Annotated in this window: 16 protein-coding genes; 10 read left to right on the forward strand and 6 right to left on the reverse strand. The window is 49.4% G+C overall.

What is annotated here, in order from left to right:
• Positions 1-468 precede the first annotated feature (468 nt).
• The 3 genes from ACYVBJ_RS00400 to ACYVBJ_RS00410 all read left to right on the forward strand — a co-directional run bounded on the left by ACYVBJ_RS00400 (position 469) and on the right by ACYVBJ_RS00410 (position 5918).
• Positions 469-1698, forward strand: a complete 1230-nt coding sequence (locus tag ACYVBJ_RS00400) for a metallophosphoesterase family protein (RefSeq protein ID WP_460980326.1) — start codon at positions 469-471, stop codon at positions 1696-1698.
• Entirely contained in the window at positions 1695-4781 is a 3087-nt protein-coding gene (locus tag ACYVBJ_RS00405) for an AAA family ATPase (protein WP_460980327.1), read from the forward strand. The genes ACYVBJ_RS00400 and ACYVBJ_RS00405 overlap by 4 nt, the downstream gene beginning before the upstream one ends.
• Positions 4782-4892: 111 nt before the next feature.
• Entirely contained in the window at positions 4893-5918 is a 1026-nt protein-coding gene (locus ACYVBJ_RS00410) for an alkaline phosphatase D family protein (protein ID WP_460980626.1), read from the forward strand.
• Between the two features lie 80 nt (positions 5919-5998).
• Here ACYVBJ_RS00410 and ACYVBJ_RS00415 read toward each other — a convergent pair whose 3' ends face one another.
• The 3 genes from ACYVBJ_RS00415 to ACYVBJ_RS00425 form a co-directional block, all read right to left on the reverse strand.
• On the reverse strand, positions 5999-6823 hold the full coding sequence (locus ACYVBJ_RS00415; RefSeq protein WP_460980328.1) for an enoyl-ACP reductase FabI: 825 nt from the start codon (positions 6821-6823) through the stop codon (positions 5999-6001).
• A gap of 105 nt (positions 6824-6928) precedes the next feature.
• Positions 6929-7978 (reverse strand): alpha/beta hydrolase, encoded by a 1050-nt coding sequence (locus ACYVBJ_RS00420; RefSeq protein WP_460980329.1) that lies wholly within the window; start codon positions 7976-7978, stop codon positions 6929-6931.
• 14 nt (positions 7979-7992) lie between these two features.
• Positions 7993-9384 carry a methyltransferase RsmF C-terminal domain-like protein gene (locus ACYVBJ_RS00425; RefSeq protein ID WP_460980330.1) on the reverse strand — a complete coding sequence of 464 codons (1392 nt, stop codon included), beginning with the start codon at positions 9382-9384 and terminating at the stop codon, positions 7993-7995.
• A 45-nt stretch (positions 9385-9429) separates the two neighbouring features.
• On the opposite strand from ACYVBJ_RS00425, the gene ACYVBJ_RS00430 reads away from it, so the two are divergent.
• The gene (locus ACYVBJ_RS00430; RefSeq protein ID WP_460980331.1) at positions 9430-9936 is read left to right on the forward strand and encodes a KdsC family phosphatase; all 507 of its coding nucleotides are present in this window, start codon (positions 9430-9432) and stop codon (positions 9934-9936) included.
• Between the two features lie 110 nt (positions 9937-10046).
• Entirely contained in the window at positions 10047-11333 is a 1287-nt protein-coding gene (bioA, locus tag ACYVBJ_RS00435; RefSeq protein WP_460980332.1) for an adenosylmethionine--8-amino-7-oxononanoate transaminase, read from the forward strand.
• Between the two features lie 15 nt (positions 11334-11348).
• On the opposite strand, the gene ACYVBJ_RS00440 is transcribed toward bioA, so the two are convergent.
• Positions 11349-12017: an AlbA family DNA-binding domain-containing protein gene (locus ACYVBJ_RS00440; RefSeq protein WP_460980627.1), complete on the reverse strand. Its 669-nt coding sequence runs from the start codon at positions 12015-12017 to the stop codon at positions 11349-11351.
• 231 nt (positions 12018-12248) lie between these two features.
• Between ACYVBJ_RS00440 and ACYVBJ_RS00445 the strand changes: the two genes are divergently transcribed.
• Positions 12249-12737: a sterol desaturase family protein gene (locus tag ACYVBJ_RS00445; protein ID WP_460980333.1), complete on the forward strand. Its 489-nt coding sequence runs from the start codon at positions 12249-12251 to the stop codon at positions 12735-12737.
• An 80-nt stretch (positions 12738-12817) separates the two neighbouring features.
• On the opposite strand, the gene ACYVBJ_RS00450 is transcribed toward ACYVBJ_RS00445, so the two are convergent.
• Entirely contained in the window at positions 12818-13039 is a 222-nt protein-coding gene (locus ACYVBJ_RS00450; RefSeq protein WP_009284883.1) for a DUF2795 domain-containing protein, read from the reverse strand.
• A gap of 258 nt (positions 13040-13297) precedes the next feature.
• Between ACYVBJ_RS00450 and ACYVBJ_RS00455 the strand changes: the two genes are divergently transcribed.
• A complete protein-coding gene (locus ACYVBJ_RS00455) occupies positions 13298-14029 on the forward strand; it encodes a copper homeostasis protein CutC (protein ID WP_460980334.1) in 732 nt (243 codons plus the stop codon).
• A gap of 2 nt (positions 14030-14031) precedes the next feature.
• Here the strand turns inward: ACYVBJ_RS00455 and purU are convergent, their stop codons facing one another.
• On the reverse strand, positions 14032-14871 hold the full coding sequence (gene purU, locus ACYVBJ_RS00460; protein ID WP_460980335.1) for a formyltetrahydrofolate deformylase: 840 nt from the start codon (positions 14869-14871) through the stop codon (positions 14032-14034).
• Positions 14872-14950: 79 nt separating this feature from the next.
• Between purU and ACYVBJ_RS00465 the strand changes: the two genes are divergently transcribed.
• The 3 genes from ACYVBJ_RS00465 (at position 14951) to mog (ending at position 18431) form a co-directional block, all read left to right on the forward strand.
• Positions 14951-15919 (forward strand): N(4)-(beta-N-acetylglucosaminyl)-L-asparaginase, encoded by a 969-nt coding sequence (locus ACYVBJ_RS00465; RefSeq protein WP_460980336.1) that lies wholly within the window; start codon positions 14951-14953, stop codon positions 15917-15919.
• A gap of 94 nt (positions 15920-16013) precedes the next feature.
• Positions 16014-17834, forward strand: coding sequence for a glycosyltransferase (locus tag ACYVBJ_RS00470; protein WP_460980337.1), 1821 nt, complete (start codon positions 16014-16016; stop codon positions 17832-17834).
• Between the two features lie 72 nt (positions 17835-17906).
• A complete protein-coding gene (mog, locus tag ACYVBJ_RS00475; protein WP_460980338.1) occupies positions 17907-18431 on the forward strand; it encodes a molybdopterin adenylyltransferase in 525 nt (174 codons plus the stop codon).
• Position 18432 lies beyond the last annotated feature (1 nt).

Genomic DNA, 18432 nt, shown 5'->3' on the forward strand with positions numbered 1-18432 from the left:
CATAAACAATTAGTTAGATTGGCTATGATCGGTTCCCGTATCATTTGGGAGTGCAAAGGTAGCTGACTTGTTTTACTTTGTCAAGCGAAACCGAAAAATAATTTTTGATTTGTTTTTCGGTGTTGTTTTTGCCGAGCGGGTCAGGGGGGTGGTTTAGGCCTTTCTGACCGGGGCTCATCCCGGATTTGGGACTGCAAAGGTAGGCGCCTGTCCACTCTTTGTCAAGACCCTGTCTCAAAATAGATAAGGCTAAATAATGTAGATAAGCAGTAACTGGCCACATGTCAGTTAGTTACTGTTTTGAATTTGTTTAAACTTTTTTTGAAAGATTATATTGATGCTTCATTCTGGCTCACTGTCTTGCTGAATATGCGTCGAAAAAGAGGTAATAAACTGTTTTACATATACTATAGGTTATATTGCATCCTTCTTTTTTGAAAACAGCTGAATAGACGGTTGATAAAAGCCATGAAGATACTACATACGGCAGATTGGCATTTGGGGAAACGACTACAGGATTTTCAGCGGCTTCAGGAACAGCAAAATGTGCTGGATGAGATTATAAAGATTGCCGATCGTGAACAGGTAGATTTGGTACTTGTTGCTGGCGATTTGTTCGATACGTTCAATCCTGATCCAAAAGCGGAAGACCTCTTATATAGCACGCTCAAGAAACTAGCCGCCGGGGGAAGTCGCCCGGTAGTAGCTATTGCTGGTAATCACGATAATCCAGACCGTATTGAAGCGCAGGACCATTTCGCGCGCGAATGCGGAATTATATTCGCTGGCTTTCCTAAAACTGAGGTCCATTCGTATGAATTAAGCTGTGAAGCAAAGCTGTTACGTTCAGTACCGGGTTTTGTGGAGTTAAAGTTGCCTCGACATGCTGCTCCGGTACGTATCATTTTGACGCCTTATGCCAACGAAAGCCGAATGAGGTCCTATTTCGGGCTGACTAGTTTTGGTGATGAGTTAAGGCAGGAGCTACAACAGCACTGGGCAACGTTGGCGGATGCTTATATGGATAAACGAGGGGTCAATCTGCTCATGGCGCACTTATTTGTAATGAAGCGCGGGGGTGAACAACCCGAGGAATCCGACGACGAGCGAAGCATTTTGCAGGTTGGTGGCGCGTCAGTTATTTATACTGACATGATCCCCGCTCAAGTCCAGTACACGGCACTGGGTCACTTACATCGCTATCAGGAAATTGCGGGTGGTCCCGGCCCAGTTGTCTATAGTAGTAGTCCACTGGCTTATAGTTTCGCGGAGGCCGACCAACAGAAATACGTAGTTTTGATTGACGCTAAACCTGGCAAACCTGTGGTCGTTACTCCTCAGCCTTTAGAAGCAGGAAAACGGTTGTTACGTCCCAAATTCAAACGGGTAGATGATGCAGTTGACTGGCTCAAGCAAAACCCCGACTGTTACGCGGAGATTACGCTGCAAACACCAACCTATCTGACCAGTGAGGAGCGTCGTCAGCTTCAGCAAGCGCATGAGTCGCTGGTAACGATTATTCCGGATGTACGCGATACTGCAGAAGACACCGAAGAGGAGTCAGCTCCAGCCATTGACCTGACGCAAAGCATAGAAACGCTATTTGGCAATTATTTTAAGAATAAGAATAAAGGCCAGGAGCCAAATGAACGGCTCCAGCAACTGTTCAAAGAGATTTTAGCAACTGAACCTGAATGATACCGATTAAGCTGTCAATTCAAGGGCTTTACTCGTACCAGGAATTACAGGAAATCAATTTTCAACAACTGATCGGATCGAGTGTCTTTGGCATCTTCGGGAAGGTTGGCAGCGGAAAAACGTCCTTGCTGGAAGCGATCAGTTTTGCCTTATATGGGGAAACCGAACGACTCAATAGTCGTGATAATCGCCAGTACAATATGATGAACCTGAAATCAAAGCATTTGAAAATCGACTTTGAGTTTCAGGCCGGTCCCGAGCAACAGGTATACAGATTCATTTACGAAGCTAAACGGCACCCAAAAAAACACCACGAGATTACGCCCGGCGAACGGCGAATGTTTATAAAACAGGAAAACGACTGGCATCCGATCGGTAATGAGAAAGAGGACATTTCTGTTCTGTCAAAACAAATTTTAGGGCTCGACTACGACAACTTCAAGCGTACCATCATTATTCCGCAGAACCAGTTTCGTGAGTTCCTGGAGCTAAGTCCGCGCGATCGTACGGAGATGATGAACCGATTGTTCAAGCTGGACCAGTATGATCTGGCGAGTCGAGTCAATAAACTGTCGAAGGCAAACGACGAACAGCTTTCGGAATTGCGTGGCCTACTCAGTCCGCTGGAGGACGTAACGCCGGAAGCCATTGACGAAGCGAAGACAGCTATTGCCACCATCCTAGAGCAACTCGCTATTCGGGAAGAGCAGATTAAGCAGGTGGAGCCTGACGAAAAGCGGCTACTGGAGAGCGAAACGAGAAGCAAAACCCTGGCGCAAACGCAACGGGAGCTTACTAATCTGCTCTCGGATGAGCCGACGTATCGTCAGCTCGAACAAGACATCGCTCTGTACGAATCGTGTCGATTGATTTTCCAGTCTGATTTTGCCAATCTCGACAAACTGCTCGGTAAACGAACAAAGCTCAACGAGGATCAGCAAGCGGCCCAATCGGAGTTCACTGCGGTAACGAAGCAGTTAACTGGTCTTCGGAGTCAGTATGAGGCTGCTAAGCAGGCCTATGAAAGCCGGGAAGAGATTCAGCAAAAAATTGACGAACTGGACTCGGTTCAGTTGATCAGAACGCTTCAGCAAGGCATCAGTCAACAGGCTCTGAATCGGGACGTTTTGAAGAAGCAGCTTGACCAGCAAGCTGATCAGATCGAGAACTATAAAGCAGACCGCAAGGAACACCAGGCTGTTCTGGATGCTGCGCTCGGTCAAACATCTAATCTGGAACGGCTTTATGAAGTAAAGAACTGGTTTGCTTTGTACAGACCGCTGAAAGAGCGCGCCGATAATTTACAAAAAGCGATTGATAACTACGACACGACGGTTGAACAGCTCAAGCAGCAGAAGAACGACGCTTTAGTAGGTTTCCCGCCTGAATGGGCAGGATTCACCCTGAAAACGTTGCCCGCTCAGATTGAAGAAGCCTTGGTCAGGTTGAAGGGGATTCGGGAAGAACGCGAAGCAAAACACCAGCAGGTGTTGGTGCAGGATGAAATTCGTAAGTACGCCAACGCGCTGAGTGATGGCCAGCCCTGCCCGCTTTGTGGTTCTGAACATCATCCGAACCGCCACAAACTCAACCCCGACGATACGGACGTGGAGCGAAGCAAAGCTGCGTTGAAGAAAGTAATTCAACGCATTGACGATACCACTACGCTTCGGTTGACAATTAATGAACTGGCAACGAAACTACGTAGTGAGTTGCAGAACGGTAAACGGCTGACTCAGGAACGTACAGAAGTTATCAGGCAATTGACCGAACATGAAGATAAGTTCATTTGGCCTGAGTTCTCGAAAGATCAGGAAAATCACGTAACGGAAGCTATTCAGAAAGAAAGTGTCGTTCAAAAACAGCTTCAGGATGCCCAGCTAGCGATCAAGGATCTTAATACGTTGATTGACGAAGCTGAAGCCATTCACAAGAAGCAGTCTGAGCAAGTAGCTGACGTAGAAAAGGAAATATCGGGCCAGGAAGGTGAGTTGAAAACAACGCTTCAATTACTGGAGCATTTCAAGCTGGATGAAGTCGAAGACTGGGGATTGGGTCAGATTGCGGACATGCGCGAATCGTTAAGCCAAACCTACAATCAAACCAAGCTTAACTTCGATGACGCCGAAAAACAAAAAGGTAAGGCTGAAAAATCCTTGGCAACCACCGAGGAACAGGTTCAGCAAATTAAAAAGCAACTCGCCGAAATTGATCTTGAGATCGATGCGCTTGAACTACGTATTAATCAGCACCTGACGGATAAAGACTTAGGCCGGGAACAAGTCGAAAGCATTATACGATCTGAACTCGACACGGGTCAGGCAAGGCGACGGATTAAAGAGTACGACGAGAAACGTAGTGGACTTCAGCAACAGATCGAAACGCTGGAAACTGAGCTTTCCGAACGCCCCTTCGATCCGATTGCTTTGGAAACTGTACAGGTGCAGTTGCAGTCGCTGAAAGCGGAAAAGGATACGTTAAACAAAGAGCACGGCCGCGCATCGACCATATTGACTACGCTCGAAACCCAGTGGCAACAGAAGCAAGATCATCAGAAACGGTACGATGAACTGGACCTTCGGCGGCAGGATTTAAAGAAAATGGACGAAATGTTCCGGGCGCAGGGTTTTGTGAATTACGTTTCATCGGTCTACCTCAAAAACCTGTGCGAATCGGCTAACGAGCGATTCTTTAAGCTGACGAACAACCAGCTCAAGCTGGAATTAGACGAAAAGAATAATTTTCAGGTGCGGGATTTCCTCAACGGCGGTGAGGTCCGTAGCGTGAAAACACTATCGGGTGGACAAACTTTCCAGGCGTCGCTATCGCTGGCGCTGGCCTTGTCCGACAATATCCAGCACCTGACCAAGGCCAGGCAAAACCTGTTCTTCTTAGACGAAGGCTTCGGCACGCTCGACAAAGACGCCTTGCAGACCGTGTTCAAGACCTTAAAAGCGTTACGTTCCGAAAACCGCGTAGTGGGTATTATTTCGCACGTAGAGGAGCTTCAACAGGAAGTTGATACGTTTATTCGAGCTGAGGCTACCGAGAACGGAAGCCGAATTGTCGCCAGCTGGCACTGATTTGGTTCGTTTATCTCTGCAGTTATAAGTTACTATTAACAAATGGGCTAATCCATCCGAAAATAGAGCGTCAGTTTTACTTTTATGAGCTCAAAAATCGAAGATGTTCTCATGAAACTGGTTTCTACTCTTAGCCTCATCGGTTGCGTATTGGTTTGTAGCTGCCGTACGACGACGCCGGCTACAAGCGTCGCCGACACTCAGTCAAAACTCATTACCACGATTGCGTTCGGGTCGTGCAGCGATCAGAAACGCCCGCAGCCGCTCTGGGATGACATTGTTGCCAAAAAGCCAGACGTCTGGATATGGCTGGGCGATAACATATATGGCGATTCGGAAAACATGGATACGCTCACGGCTAAGTATGCCCGCCAAAAAGCGAATCCGCTTTATCAGCAGTTACGTCAGTCGACTTCGATAATTGGCGTTTGGGATGACCACGACTACGGGGTCAATGATGGGGGTAAAGAATATCCTCGCCGGAAAGAGAGCCAGCAGTTGATGCTCAATTTTCTGGACGTACCGGTTAACAGCCCATTACGTGTGCAGGAGGGAGCCTACTCCGTCCATACGTATGGCCCCAAAAGGCAACGCGTGAAAGTAATTTTGCTGGATGGCCGCTATTTCCGCGACCCTCTGAAGAAAAATGGCAAAGCCAACATGCCAGACCCATCAGGCGATATGCTTGGTGAAGCGCAGTGGCAATGGTTGGAACGCCAGTTAACCAACTCCGATGCCGACGTTCATATCATTGGCTGCGGCATTCAGTTCCTGCCCGAAGAACACGTGTCCGAGAAATGGGCCAATTTTCCGACTTCCCGCCAACGCTTCCTCGACCTACTCAGCAAAACCAAGCCTAAAGGGGCTATGCTCATCAGTGGCGACCGACATATTGCAGAGGTTTCGAAAGTGCGTCTACCTGGTTTGAATTATGACCTGTACGATATTACCAGCAGTGGTCTGACGCACGTTTCGGCCCCGCACGAAGAACCAAACCGCTACCGCGTCGGTGACATGGTGGCGAAGCTGAACTATGGATTAATTTCTGTCGACTGGAACGCCAAACCATTACGTGCCGTCGTTACGATAAATGGCGATGATCAGGCAACGTACCTGACTCAGGAAATCAGGTTCTGAATATCATTTTACAGAGTCTCTAAAAACGCAGAAGCCTTGTGGTAACCACAAGGCTTCTGCGTTTTTAGAAAGGTATTTTTTTACTGAGGTTGCTCCTTATTGATCAGTTCCATCACCTCTTCCGAGATACCGGTCATGGAGAAACCACCATCGTGGAACAGATTCTGCATGGTTACCATGCGGGTCAGGTCAGAAAACAACGTAATGCAATAGTCGGCACACTGATCGGCGGTAGCGTTGCCCAGCGGAGCCGTCTTGTCGGCAAACTCGAAGAACCGGTCGAACCCACCGATGCCGCTACCGGCCGTTGTCGGGGTCGGCGATTGCGATACCGTATTGATACGTACCTTCCGATGGCGACCGTAACGGTAGCCAAAGCTCCGGCCAACCGATTCGAGCAGAGCCTTCGCATCGGCCATATCCGTATAGAACGGAAACGTCCGCTGGGCCGCCATATAGGTCAGCGCTACAACCGATCCCCATTCGCTGATGGCGTCCAGTTTGTAGGCAGACTGAAGCATTTTATGGAACGAGATAGCCGATATATCAAGGGTTTGCTTGAGCCACTCGTAATTCAAGTCCGTGTAAGCACGTCCCTTACGAATATTTGGGCTCATGCCGATGCTGTGCAGAACGAAGTCGATTTTACCACCCAGCACTTCCTGCGACTTTGTGAACAGGTTATCGAGGTCTTCCATCGACGTAGCATCAGCCGGAATGATTTCGGCATCGGTTTGCTCAGCCAACCGCTTGATTTCTCCCATCCGCATAGCGATTGGTGCATTCGTTAAGGTAATTGTGGCGCCTTCTTCTTTTGCTTTCAGGGCAATTTTCCAGGCGATTGAGCTTTCGTTTAGGGCACCGGAAATGATGCCGCGTTTTCCGTTTAGTAGTCCGTAAGCCATAGGTTAATGTGGTTGTTCGATTGTTGTATTGTTTGACTGTTTGGTAGGCCGCAACAACCGAACGAACAGCCGGACAACCAAACGAATCAGGAGGCCAAAGTTAGGTTATTTTTTTGTGGGTACGTCGTTACGGAGGGATAGAGCAGGTTGAGCAGCAGAAGCCGTCGGCATTCGCAGTACGTTCTCCATAAATTTTTCCGTAGCCTGATAGACACCCGTAAGATCATCTGAAGTAAAGTGAGAAGCGATGACATGCTGGCCCGCCTTTGGAAAGGCAACCTTCTGCTTCTTATCAGCGGGCGTACCTAACTGCTCATACATCGCCAGCATAGCCGCCACGGACACCAGTTTATCCTGATTGTCTTCATCCTTATAATAGTACCCCATGAACAAAGGCTGCTTCACCTTCGCGAACTGCTCGGGCGTCATAAACTCATTCAGCATCGTTTGGAGCGTGATTAGCCCGTTCGTGTGGTATTTAGGCAGCCAGTAGCGCGCTCGTTCCTCGCTGTAATGCGTATTGACAACGTAGTCTCCGCCAAAGACTTGCTTTAAAATCTGTTTACCCCACGGCCTGGTCACAAGTTTTAAGGCCGGAGTAGCCACTTCAATGCAGGGTGAGTACAGGACTAGCCCATAGATTTCGGGGTGATGTGCAGCCAGATACAGCGATAACATGCCCCCTGCCGAGGTACCGATTAGCACGACGTTGTCACCTAACGCCTTACCGATTGCCAGAGCCCGTTCCGCCGACTCCGTGTACTTTGCAGGAGTCATGTCTTTAAAAGAGTCGGGCGAATTGACACCGTGACCGTAGGTGCGGGCTAGATATAGATTACAGCCGAAATGTTGGGCTAACTGCTGATGAATCGGATCACCTTCGGCCCAGCTGGCCGAAAAGCCAGGGATGTACACAATACTATAAGGCGTTCTAACCTTGTGCAGACTGTCGGCCCACACAATACGGGCTTCGTTGTCGGGTCGTACGTTTGCTCTACCTTCCGATTCAACAATACGTTTCTCCAATTCGACCAAGTTGGAATCTACACGTATCAGTTCATTTTTGACAGGATCGTAGTGCATTGAAGGTCCAGCCATATAGCCCAAAATAAGCAGGACAAGTAGCAGGCCAGTAATGGTGAAGAATCGTTTCATGTCGATGGGAGTGGTTAGGCATATTCCTTTATGTCCATCCGGATGCGCCAGTCTTTGGGCAGGTAGTTGTTTACGCGATTTCCAACGCCTTTTACCCAACCCAGATTCAGGCCCTTATAACGGGCTAACAACCAGCCTCTGACGGGTTCGCCGAGCACCAGATTTTCTTTCTTAAAATACCGAATTGCATTTTCCTTACTCAACTCCACAGCGGGCAAGCTTTGCTGGATGGCCGTACTTAATGCCAGGGCGTGAGACGGTATGAAGTCAGTGCCCTTGAACTGGCCCATCTCCAGCCCGAAGCCTTTGTTATACAAAGCGCTGTCTAAAAATAAGAATTGCTTTTCGAGTGCTTTGGGTAAGGCCATCACATCGCCATTGGGCTTCTCCCAAAATGAGAAGTCGGCGGGCGTTTGCAGCCATGTAGCGGCTGATGCCGTTTCTCTCGGACGTAACGCCCGGATGCTACGAAACGTACGGGCATCCAGCTTTACGGTTGCCGTGAACCCTGTTTTCTGAAATACACTGATGAAGAAGCCTTCTCCTCTGACCTTATGCGGGTAACACTGATACCCAACGGCACCATTCGTTTCTTTCTCCACTACGTTCCATTCGGCTGGTAAGGCAAGCGCCCGGTTACGAAACCCATTCTCTGTCAGGTAACGGACATTATCTACGTTCTCGGCATCGTTGTAGGTGCACGTACTATAGATCAGAATCCCTCCCTCGTCGAGCAGCGGAGCCGCAGCCGCTAAAATCCGTTTCTGGCGCGCTGAACACAACTGTACATTCGCTTCCGACCATTCCTGAATAGCGTCGGGATCCTTACGAAATAATCCTTCGCCCGAACAGGGCGCATCGATCACAACAAGGTCAAAAAAACCGTTCAGCTTTTGCATATCGTCGGGGTCGTGGCTGCTGACAACCACGTTCGGATAGCCCCATTTATCCAGGTTTTCGCGTAGTACAGATACCCGGCTTCGAATAACTTCATTGCAGATCAGTAGGCTATCTGGGTGTACAGCGGAAGCCAGCAAGGTACTTTTTCCACCCGGCGCTGCACACAAATCCAGTACGCGCAACGGCCGAATGAGGTTTACAGTCTGCTTCAGCGCTTCGTTTAAGAGCATCGATGACGCTTCCTGTACGTAGTAAGCTCCAGCCTGAAACGAAGGGTCCAACGTAAAGCTGGGGCGTTCGGGTAAATAAAAGCCTTCCGCGCACCAGGGCACCTGCTCTAAAGCGGACGTATCGAATACCGGCTTCCGCGGATTGATGCGGATGCTAACGGGCGTTTCCTGAGCCAGTATTGTTTCAAAGGCGGCAACGTCGGCACCCAGTTGCGCCTGCATTTGCGCCTGAAACGCCGGGGGTAGTCCAGACTTGGGCGGGTTAATTGGATTCATACGACAAAAGTCCCCACAACGGCCGATTTTTCCTAAACTTGCAGAATGACTCAACTCTTTGAACGCTTCGAGCGCATTAAAACATTCACGTTTGACGTAGATGGCGTTCTCACAACCGGCGATGTTCACCTGTTAGCCAGTGGCGAACAATACAGAACATTTGACATTAAGGATAGCTACGCCATCGAACGTGCTCTGCAAGCAGGCTTTCGGGTAGGCATTATCTCATCAGCTAATGCGGATGGCGTCCGCAACTGGTTCGAGGTACTTGGTGTAAAGGATATATTCATGGGTGGCCCGCCTGATCAGAAGCTGAATGCTTACCTGGGCTATGTTACCCGAGATGGCCTGAACGAGTCCGAAATCCTGTACATGGGCGACGATATACCTGACTTCTCCATTCTAAGTCGTTCTGAGGTCTTAGGCACTTGTCCAGCCGATGCTGTTGACGACATCCAGGCTGTCTGCCAATACGTATCGCCTAAGCCGGGTGGACGGGGGGCCGTTCGGGACGTCATCGAGCAGGTCATGCGTGCCCAAACGAAGTGGTAACAAGTCTGTAACGACTAGACCAGCCCATTTTACCTAACCACTGCAGTTTACCACGTACCGATCTGGGCAGATATTCTACTGTCTGATTACAATCCATTGCTTTACACTCAATGAACGATTTACGCGAACGCGATAAAGCCGTTATCTGGCATCCCTTCACGCAGATGCAAACGGCTCCGTTACCCATTCCAATTGTACGGGGTGAAGGATCAATACTATACGCTGCGAATGGACAGACCTATCTGGACATGATTGCTTCCTGGTGGGTTAATCTGCACGGTCACGCTCATCCTTATATTGCCCAACGGGTAGCGGAACAACTCACCAAGCTGGAACACGTTATTTTTGCGGGTTTTACGCATGAACCGGCGGTTGCGTTAGCCGAGCGTCTGCTGAACATACTACCGTCTGGTCAAGCCAAAGTTTTTTACTCCGATAACGGCTCAACGGCGGTCGAAGTAGCGCTGAAGATGGCATTTCAGTACTGGCACAACCTGGGTAAACCGCGCCGAAAAATAGTCGCTTTTGAAAACGCTTACCACGGCGATACGTTCGGGGCCATGGCCGTAGGGGGACGTAGTGCTTTCACGGCTCCGTTTGTTCCGTTTTTGTTTGATGTCGAGTATTTACCTGTTCCGGTAGCCGGCCGGGAAGATGACGTACTACAGCGGGCAAATGAGTTGTTTACCGACGAAGTTGCCGCGTTTATTGTTGAGCCGCTCGTACAAGGAGCCGGGGGCATGACCATGTATGAGCCCGGTATCCTCGATCAATTGTTTGCTCTGGCTCGTCGCCAGGATACCCTGTTAATTGCCGATGAAGTGATGACTGGCTTCGGGCGTACCGGGAAGCTCTTTGCGTCTGATTACTTGCAACAGAAGCCGGATCTGATGTGTGTCTCGAAGGGCTTGACGGGCGGCACCATGGCGTTAGGCATCACTACGTGTACACAGGAAATTTACAACGCTTTTTTATCCGACGATAAGTTTAAAACACTTTTTCACGGCCATTCCTTCACGGCCAACCCATTAGCCTGCGTAGCATCGTTAGCCAGTATGGATTTACTGCTGTCGGCTGAAACGCAGCACAGCATACAACGTATTGCTGACAATCATACGGCTTTCAAAAAGCGGCTGGCTGCTTATGCGAGTGTAGAAAACATACGTCAGCGCGGTACGTTGCTGGCTTTCGATCTGAAGGCGGGTGAGCAAACGTCATACTTCAATGACATCCGCGACGTAGCGTATCACTTTTTACTGGATCGGGGGGTACTCATGCGACCGTTGGGCAACGTATTGTATTTCATACCGCCTTATTCCACTACAGATGAGCAGCTACAGTATGCCTATACGCAAGTAGAAGAACTGCTGACGGTCATCAGCTTAGGCCGAAACTGACAGCTACTGACTTCATCAACTAACCGCCCGAGTGGTGTACTCATCAACTACATCACTTGGGTGAATTTCCAGTACGTTCGCCAGCACTAACAGAACAAGGGTTCGTGACGCAATCTTACGCGAGATGCCGGCAATGGAGGCAAACAGATCGACAGTGATACTATTGTGTTCACCAAGATGCTGCATTAGCTTTTTCTCTTTCTCACCGTAGCTAAATCGAATGTCGCGGGCGGCCTGCTCGCCTTTCATAATTTCCCGCACTTCGCGGCTGGCCTGAACGGATTTGTCGGCCACACGAACGTATGCCTTCTTGTTGTCGGGTTCAGCCGGGTCGGGAATGATATAGTGGGGTCGCGTGGGGCTGGGGGGCACTCGGATCACAAGCACTTCGCGCTCGTCGTAGAGTTGCACGCGTTCAATGGTATAGGAAATGCGCGGAAAACAATATTTGTTGATGGCCCGGACGAGCAGGTATTCGTCCTCATCGGCATACTTCAAGCCCGGAATCTTCTTGTCGTCACCGACGCCAATGAGCATGATTCCACCGTTTGTATTGGCGAAGGCTACTACGCCCCGAATGATTTTTTCGGGATGGTTTGTTTTCAGCTTGAACTCTAAACTACTACCCTCTCCCCGTCTGACCAGGTTCTTGAGCGCCTGATAGTCCATAACCGATGGGTTCATCTGGTTGAGCACTGAATTGGGTCTTTCCAGACCGGAATAAAGATACTGCTTTTCCACAAACTTGCAACGATTCGATTCGGATCTCTCTTTGGGGCTAAAACTTGGCTTATTTCAACCAACTTTTCAGCCGGACAAACCGTTAGAGCTTAAGTAAGCAGGCGACCATCGAATCAAATGCACCTGGTATCTTAACCAATTTATTGACCGTAGTCCTATCTAATAAACACAAAAATGCTGGTAAACGTTGCTTTGGTTTTGGGGACCTTTCTGTTCATGGAAGGTGTCGCGTGGTTCACGCACAAGTACGTTATGCATGGCTTTTTATGGAGCTGGCACCGTGATCACCACAATCACCATAAAGGTTTTTTTGAGGTTAACGATCTGTTCGCGGTAGTGTTCAGCCTGACAGCTATCATCCTGATTATTCTAGGCGTAGAGCTTGAAGAATACCGTTTTTTAGCCTGGATTGGCGCAGGCGTTACGCTTTATGGCTTTTTTTACTTTCTCTTCCACGATGTGATTGTTCACCGCCGGGTTAAGGTGAAGGTTGATACCAGTGGCCGCTATATGCAGCGGATCATGCGCGCTCACTACATCCATCACAAAGTCCATACAAAAGAAGGCGCTGAAGCTTTTGGCTTTCTATACGCGCCTAAAAAGTACGATCGTCCGGTTAAAAGCCAGTCTACGGAAAACAAATCAAAATCAGCAGCGACCTGATACGTACTGACGATTTATAAAAAGCAAAAGGGCGTAATTCAGTTGGTGAATTACGCCCTTTTGCTGGAAACCCGAACGGCTTAATATTCGTCTTCGTTAAAGAAGAAATCGTCTTTAGTTGGATAATCAGGCCAGATCTCTTCAATGCTTTCGTACGGCTGCCCATCGTCTTCGAGTTCCTGAAGGTTTTCTACAACTTCAAGCGGAGCACCGGAGCGAATCGAGTAATCAATCAGTTCGTCTTTGGTAGCGGGCCAGGGGGCATCTTCTAGGTAGGATGCTAGTTCGAGTGTCCAGTACATAGTGTGTTGCGTATTTTTTAAATGACTACTTTTTCAATGAGGGTGCAAAAGTAAAAAAACACTTAATATCCAAGCTCTTTTCGGTAAAAATGTTTCTGAACGTTGTTTTGGGGGATTTAGGCCATTAACTGCCAGTAGCCGGGTTTGTTTATATACCGCCCAAATCTCTCCTTTGTTTATCTATTTTGAGAGCAAACGTACCGCATTTCCGGTTTATTTGAGCCCACAAGCAGTGTCATTCATTTTTTCTAAGAATTCATGACTGTTGAAATTTGCGCGTATTCTCTGGCTTCGTGCCTAGCAGCGCAGCAAGCCGGTGCCCATCGGATTGAGTTATGTGGGGGCTTAGCCGAAGGCGGTACAACCCCCAGCGCGGGCCTGATTCAGCTCGTCAGGCACCAGGTACAGCTTCCGGTTTTCGTGATGATCCGTCCCCGCGGGGGCGACTTTCTGTATACAGAAACAGAGTTAGCTGTCATAGAGGCCGATATTCGATTGGCTAAAACCTTGGAGGCAGATGGTATTGTCTTAGGCTGTCTTACCGCTGATGGCCGTATTGATGAAGTGATAACCCGTCGGCTTATCGAACTGGCAAACCCTTTGCCTGTTACGTTCCATCGGGCGTTTGATATGGCCCGCAACCCCAATGAAGCGCTCGAAGCCGTTATCCGCACCGGTGCCGCCCGCATTCTGACGTCGGGGCAGCAACCCACCGCCGAAGCGGGCCTGCCGCTGCTCCGTGAGCTGGTTAAACAGGCCGACGGACGGCTTGAGATTATGGCCGGAGCGGGCGTGAACGCGGGCAATGCTCTATTGTTCGCCCAGGCTGGAGTAGACGCGATTCATTCGAGCGGCAGCATCACAGAAAGCAGCCGGATGGAATTTCGTCAGCCAACCGTGTCTATGGCCACGACGATACCGAACGAGTACGAGTACATGGAAGCCAGCCAGGAAAAAATTCGTTTACTTATCGACGCGGTGAAGGCGTAGCGCTACAACACAATAGCCCGGTTACCGGAGATGAATACGCGGTCGTTGAAAACCAGCTTCAGCGCTTGCGACAAGACGATCTTTTCTACGTCTTTACCTTCGGTGGCCATATCAGCGGCCGTATGCCGATGATCGACATCTTTCACGTTCTGAGCAATAATCGGCCCTTCGTCCAAGTCATTATTAACGAAGTGAGCCGTTGCGCCAATAATTTTCACCCCGCGTTCATACGCTTGCCGGTATGGATTTGCCCCGATGAAAGCCGGCAGAAACGAATGGTGAATGTTCACAATCCGGTTGGGGAAATGGTTAACAAAATTAGGCGTTAAGACTCTCATGTACTTGGCCAGAACCAGGTATTCCGGCTCGTAGATGGCCAGAGTCCGGAGAATAGCCTCTTCGTGCTCTTCGCGAGTTTTACCCTCATGGGAGACGTAATGAAAGGGAATACCAAACTTGCTGACCAACGGCTGCAACACGTTATAATTACTGATTACCGCCAGAATATCGGCATCCAGCTCATCAAACGCGTACCGAATCAACAGTTCGCCGATGCAGTGGTGCTCCTTTGTCACAAACACAACGATATTTTTCTTTCGCTTTGGGTTAAGGCGCAGCGTTATGCCCTCTGGCAATGTCTTATAAAGCTCATCCAACAGAGCTGCACTGTCGAACGTACCTTCAAATTCGGTACGCATGAAAAACCGCCCGGAGGGGCTAACGTACTCATCGTTATGAATGATGTTCAGATCGTGCCGAAACAGAACACTTGTTACGTGGTAGATTAGGCCCTTATTATCCGGGCCATCCATAAGCAGAATGTGCTTGGTAGAGTCCGCCATACCTGGTTTTGAATAAATCGCTTAAAAGTAGTAAATGCCAAGCGTTTATTCCTTTAATTTGAGCCGTATCCCTACTTAGATGGTAAACAGACGCCGTTTTTTATCTCTTAGCTCACTAGCAGGACTACTGCCTTCGATGACGTTTGGCGTTGCCAATACCGCGCAATCCACCCATGCGGCTGGAGGTGTACCGATGGTCCTTTCAACCTGGAAACAACCCAAAGCAAACGAAGCGGCTCAGGCTGTGCTGACCAAAAATGGCCGGGCTTTAGACGCTGTTGAAGCAGGCGTTCGTATTCCCGAAGCGGACCCGGACGATACAAGTGTTGGTTACGGGGGACTACCGGACCGCGATGGACGGGTTACACTCGACGCTTGCATTATGGACGAACGCGGTAATGCCGGTTCAGTCACGTACCTGGAGCACATTATGCACGCCATATCGGTAGCCCGGGCCGTAATGGAGAAAACGCCACACGTAATGCTCAGTGGCGAAGGCGCGCTGACATTTGCGTTGTCTCAGGGGTTTAAAAAGCAGAATCTGCTTACCAAACAATCGGAAGCAAAATGGCGTGAGTGGATGAAAACCGCGAAGTACAAACCAATCATTAATATTGAGCGGCACGACACGATTGGCATGCTGGCTATTGACCATAAGGGCGACATATCGGGTGCCTGTACAACCAGCGGTCTGGCGTATAAAATGAATGGCCGAGTTGGCGATTCACCTATTATCGGAGCCGGGCTGTTCGTCGACAATGAGATTGGCGGAGCCTGTGCCACGGGTTTAGGAGAATTGGTGATGCGTACCTGCGGCTCTTTTCTGGTCGTTGAGTTGATGCGGCAGGGCCGAACACCCCAGCAGGCCTGTGAGGAAGCAGCCCTGCGCATCATAAAAAAACAGGACTATAAAGATGTTCAGGTTGGTTTTCTAGCTGTAAACAAAAAAGGCGAGTATGGTGCTTACAGCATTCAGGCGGGTTTTAATTATACACTGACTCAGCAGGGCAAAACAGAGGTAACTGACGCACGTTCGTATTTAAAATAAACAACTTTGCCTTTAATCGTTTATATATTCAGTACGCTGGACATAGTCTCAGCCACTAGCAATACGAAACGATGGCCTAAAACCACTTAATAATTTGGAATCAGTATTTTCAACGTCGAAGCGAAAACTGCTGCTCGAAATTGCCTGGGAAGTATGTAATCAGGTAGGCGGAATATATACGGTTATCCGGTCGAAAGTACCGGCAATGGTCGAAAAGTGGGATGACAACTACGTAGCGCTTGGCCCTTATTTTCCGCAGCGGGCAGCGGCTGAATTTGAACCCATTACCGACTCCGACGAGACCGAGATTGGTCAGACAGTCCGCAAGATGCGCCAACTGGGCTTTACGGTCGAATACGGCTATTGGCTGGTTACGGGCCGGCCGCGGGTCGTTTTATTCGACACCAACAGTATAAGCGTTGAGCAGTTAAACTACGTTAAGGGCCAACTCTGGCAAAACCATCAGCTGTCGACACTCAACGTCGAAGACCTGGTCAACCAGACGATAGCCTTTGGCGAAATGGTCCGATTATTCCTAACCTTACTGGCCGAAGACCACGCCCGGCGAGTTGACTTCGTGGCTCACTTTCACGAATGGATGGCTAGTAGTGGCTTACCCGATCTGCGTCGGGAGAACGTAAAAATAGCGACTATATTCACCACGCATGCTACTATGCTCGGCCGGTATCTGGCCCAGAATGAGCCCGGCTTTTATGGTAAGCTTCCTTTCTTTGACTGGCAACGCGAAGCAAAGCATTATGGCATTGAAACGCAGGCAACCATTGAACGGCTTGCGGCTCAGCAAGCGCACGTTTTCACCACGGTTAGCGACGTAACGGCTCGGGAGTGTGAGGTATTCCTGGGACGTAATCCCGATTTGATTCTGCCGAACGGGTTAAACATTACCCGGTTTGCAGCTGTGCACGAGTTTCAGAACCTGCACGTCCGTTACAAGGAAAAGATTCACGAGTTCGTAATGGGGCATTTCTTCCATAACTACTCCTTTGATCTGGAAAAAACGCTTTACTTCTTCACGTCCGGACGGTTTGAATTTTCCAACAAAGGGTATGACCTGACTCTCGAAGCACTGGCCCGGCTAAATTACAGGATGCGGGAGGCTAATATGGATATGACGGTTGTGATGTTCATGGTTACCAAACAGCCTTATACCTCCATTAATCCAGAGGTGTTGCATTCGAGAGCCTTGTTGGACGAGATTCAGGAAACCTGCGAGAACATTGAAAAACAAGTCGGCGAACGACTGTTCCAGGCAGCCGCATCGGGCCAGAATGCCAACACGATGCCCGACCTCAATCAGTTCGTTGACGAGTACTGGCGTCTGCGGCTTCGGCGTACCATACAGAGCTGGAAAAATAAGCAGCTTCCGCCCTTCGTGACGCATAATCTGGTGCAGGAAGATGACATGACCCGGTTTATCCGGCAGGCCAATCTGGTGAACAATGAGTATGACCGGGTTAAAATCGTATACCACCCCGATTTTATCGCTTCGACTAACCCTCTGTTTGGTCTGGATTACAGCCAGTTTGTACGGGGTTGCCATTTAGGCGTATTCCCGAGCTATTATGAACCCTGGGGATATACACCCCTCGAATGCATTGTTCGGGGGATACCAACCGTCACGAGCGATCAGTCGGGCTTCGGCGATTTCATCATGCAGATCATGCGGGACTACGAAAACCGGGGTATTTACGTCATCAACCGCCGGACCCAATCCTTCAACGAAGCGGCTGACCAACTGGCGAACGTTCTCTATCGATTTGTTCGAATGGCGCAGCGTGACCGAATCGCCCAGCGCAATCGCGTCGAAAGCATCGCCGAAGTGTTCGACTGGAGTAATCTCCGCTCCTACTACGATACCGCGCACGACCTGGCCCTTAAGCGAAAAAAACCATAAGTTGATCGCTAACGAAGAACGGATACTGGACTACTTTTATGGAATCTGGTATCCGTTCTTCATTTTTGCAGTATGATTAGAATTGGCATCATTAACGTTTCGGATCGGGCCAGCGCGGGCGTCTACGAAGACATTCCCGGAAAGGCGGTTGTTAAACTTTTAACAGAGTGGTTAACCTGCGAATGGCAGCCTGTTTACCGAGTTATACCCGACGAGCAGGATCAGCTGGAAGCCACCATGATCGAACTGGCCGATATGGAACAGTGCTGCCTGGTAGTTACAACCGGTGGTACCGGTCCAGCCCTGCGCGACGTAACACCCGAAGCGACCGAAGCCGTTTGCCAGAAGATGATGCCCGGCTTTGGCGAGCTTATGCGTCAGGAAAGTTTGAAGTACGTACCAACGGCTATTTTGTCCCGTCAGACCGCGGGCATACGTAACCAAACGCTGGTTCTCAATTTGCCGGGTAAACCCACTGCTATTGGCCAGTGTCTGTCAGTCGTGTTTCCGGCGATACCCTATTGTATTGATCTGATCGGTGGGCCATTCCTCACGACAAATCCGGACGTAATGAAGGTATTTCGTCCTAAATCCTGAG

The sequence above is a fragment of the Spirosoma fluminis genome, from assembly GCF_054778895.1.

Bases quoted from the DNA above. Each gene is read 5' to 3' on its own strand.
- ACYVBJ_RS00400 (WP_460980326.1), top strand. From the start codon at position 469: ATGAAGATACTACATACGGCAGATTGGCATTTGGGGAAACGACTACAG.
- ACYVBJ_RS00405 (WP_460980327.1), top strand. From the start codon at position 1,695: ATGATACCGATTAAGCTGTCAATTCAAGGGCTTTACTCGTACCAGGAA.
- ACYVBJ_RS00410 (WP_460980626.1), top strand. From the start codon at position 4,893: ATGAAACTGGTTTCTACTCTTAGCCTCATCGGTTGCGTATTGGTTTGT.
- ACYVBJ_RS00415 (WP_460980328.1), bottom strand. From the start codon at position 6,823: ATGGCTTACGGACTACTAAACGGAAAACGCGGCATCATTTCCGGTGCC.
- ACYVBJ_RS00420 (WP_460980329.1), bottom strand. From the start codon at position 7,978: ATGAAACGATTCTTCACCATTACTGGCCTGCTACTTGTCCTGCTTATT.
- ACYVBJ_RS00425 (WP_460980330.1), bottom strand. From the start codon at position 9,384: ATGAATCCAATTAACCCGCCCAAGTCTGGACTACCCCCGGCGTTTCAG.
- ACYVBJ_RS00430 (WP_460980331.1), top strand. From the start codon at position 9,430: ATGACTCAACTCTTTGAACGCTTCGAGCGCATTAAAACATTCACGTTT.
- bioA (WP_460980332.1), top strand. From the start codon at position 10,047: ATGAACGATTTACGCGAACGCGATAAAGCCGTTATCTGGCATCCCTTC.
- ACYVBJ_RS00440 (WP_460980627.1), bottom strand. From the start codon at position 12,017: ATGAACCCATCGGTTATGGACTATCAGGCGCTCAAGAACCTGGTCAGA.
- ACYVBJ_RS00445 (WP_460980333.1), top strand. From the start codon at position 12,249: ATGCTGGTAAACGTTGCTTTGGTTTTGGGGACCTTTCTGTTCATGGAA.
- ACYVBJ_RS00450 (WP_009284883.1), bottom strand. From the start codon at position 13,039: ATGTACTGGACACTCGAACTAGCATCCTACCTAGAAGATGCCCCCTGG.
- ACYVBJ_RS00455 (WP_460980334.1), top strand. From the start codon at position 13,298: ATGACTGTTGAAATTTGCGCGTATTCTCTGGCTTCGTGCCTAGCAGCG.
- purU (WP_460980335.1), bottom strand. From the start codon at position 14,871: ATGGCGGACTCTACCAAGCACATTCTGCTTATGGATGGCCCGGATAAT.
- ACYVBJ_RS00465 (WP_460980336.1), top strand. From the start codon at position 14,951: ATGGTAAACAGACGCCGTTTTTTATCTCTTAGCTCACTAGCAGGACTA.
- mog (WP_460980338.1), top strand. From the start codon at position 17,907: ATGATTAGAATTGGCATCATTAACGTTTCGGATCGGGCCAGCGCGGGC.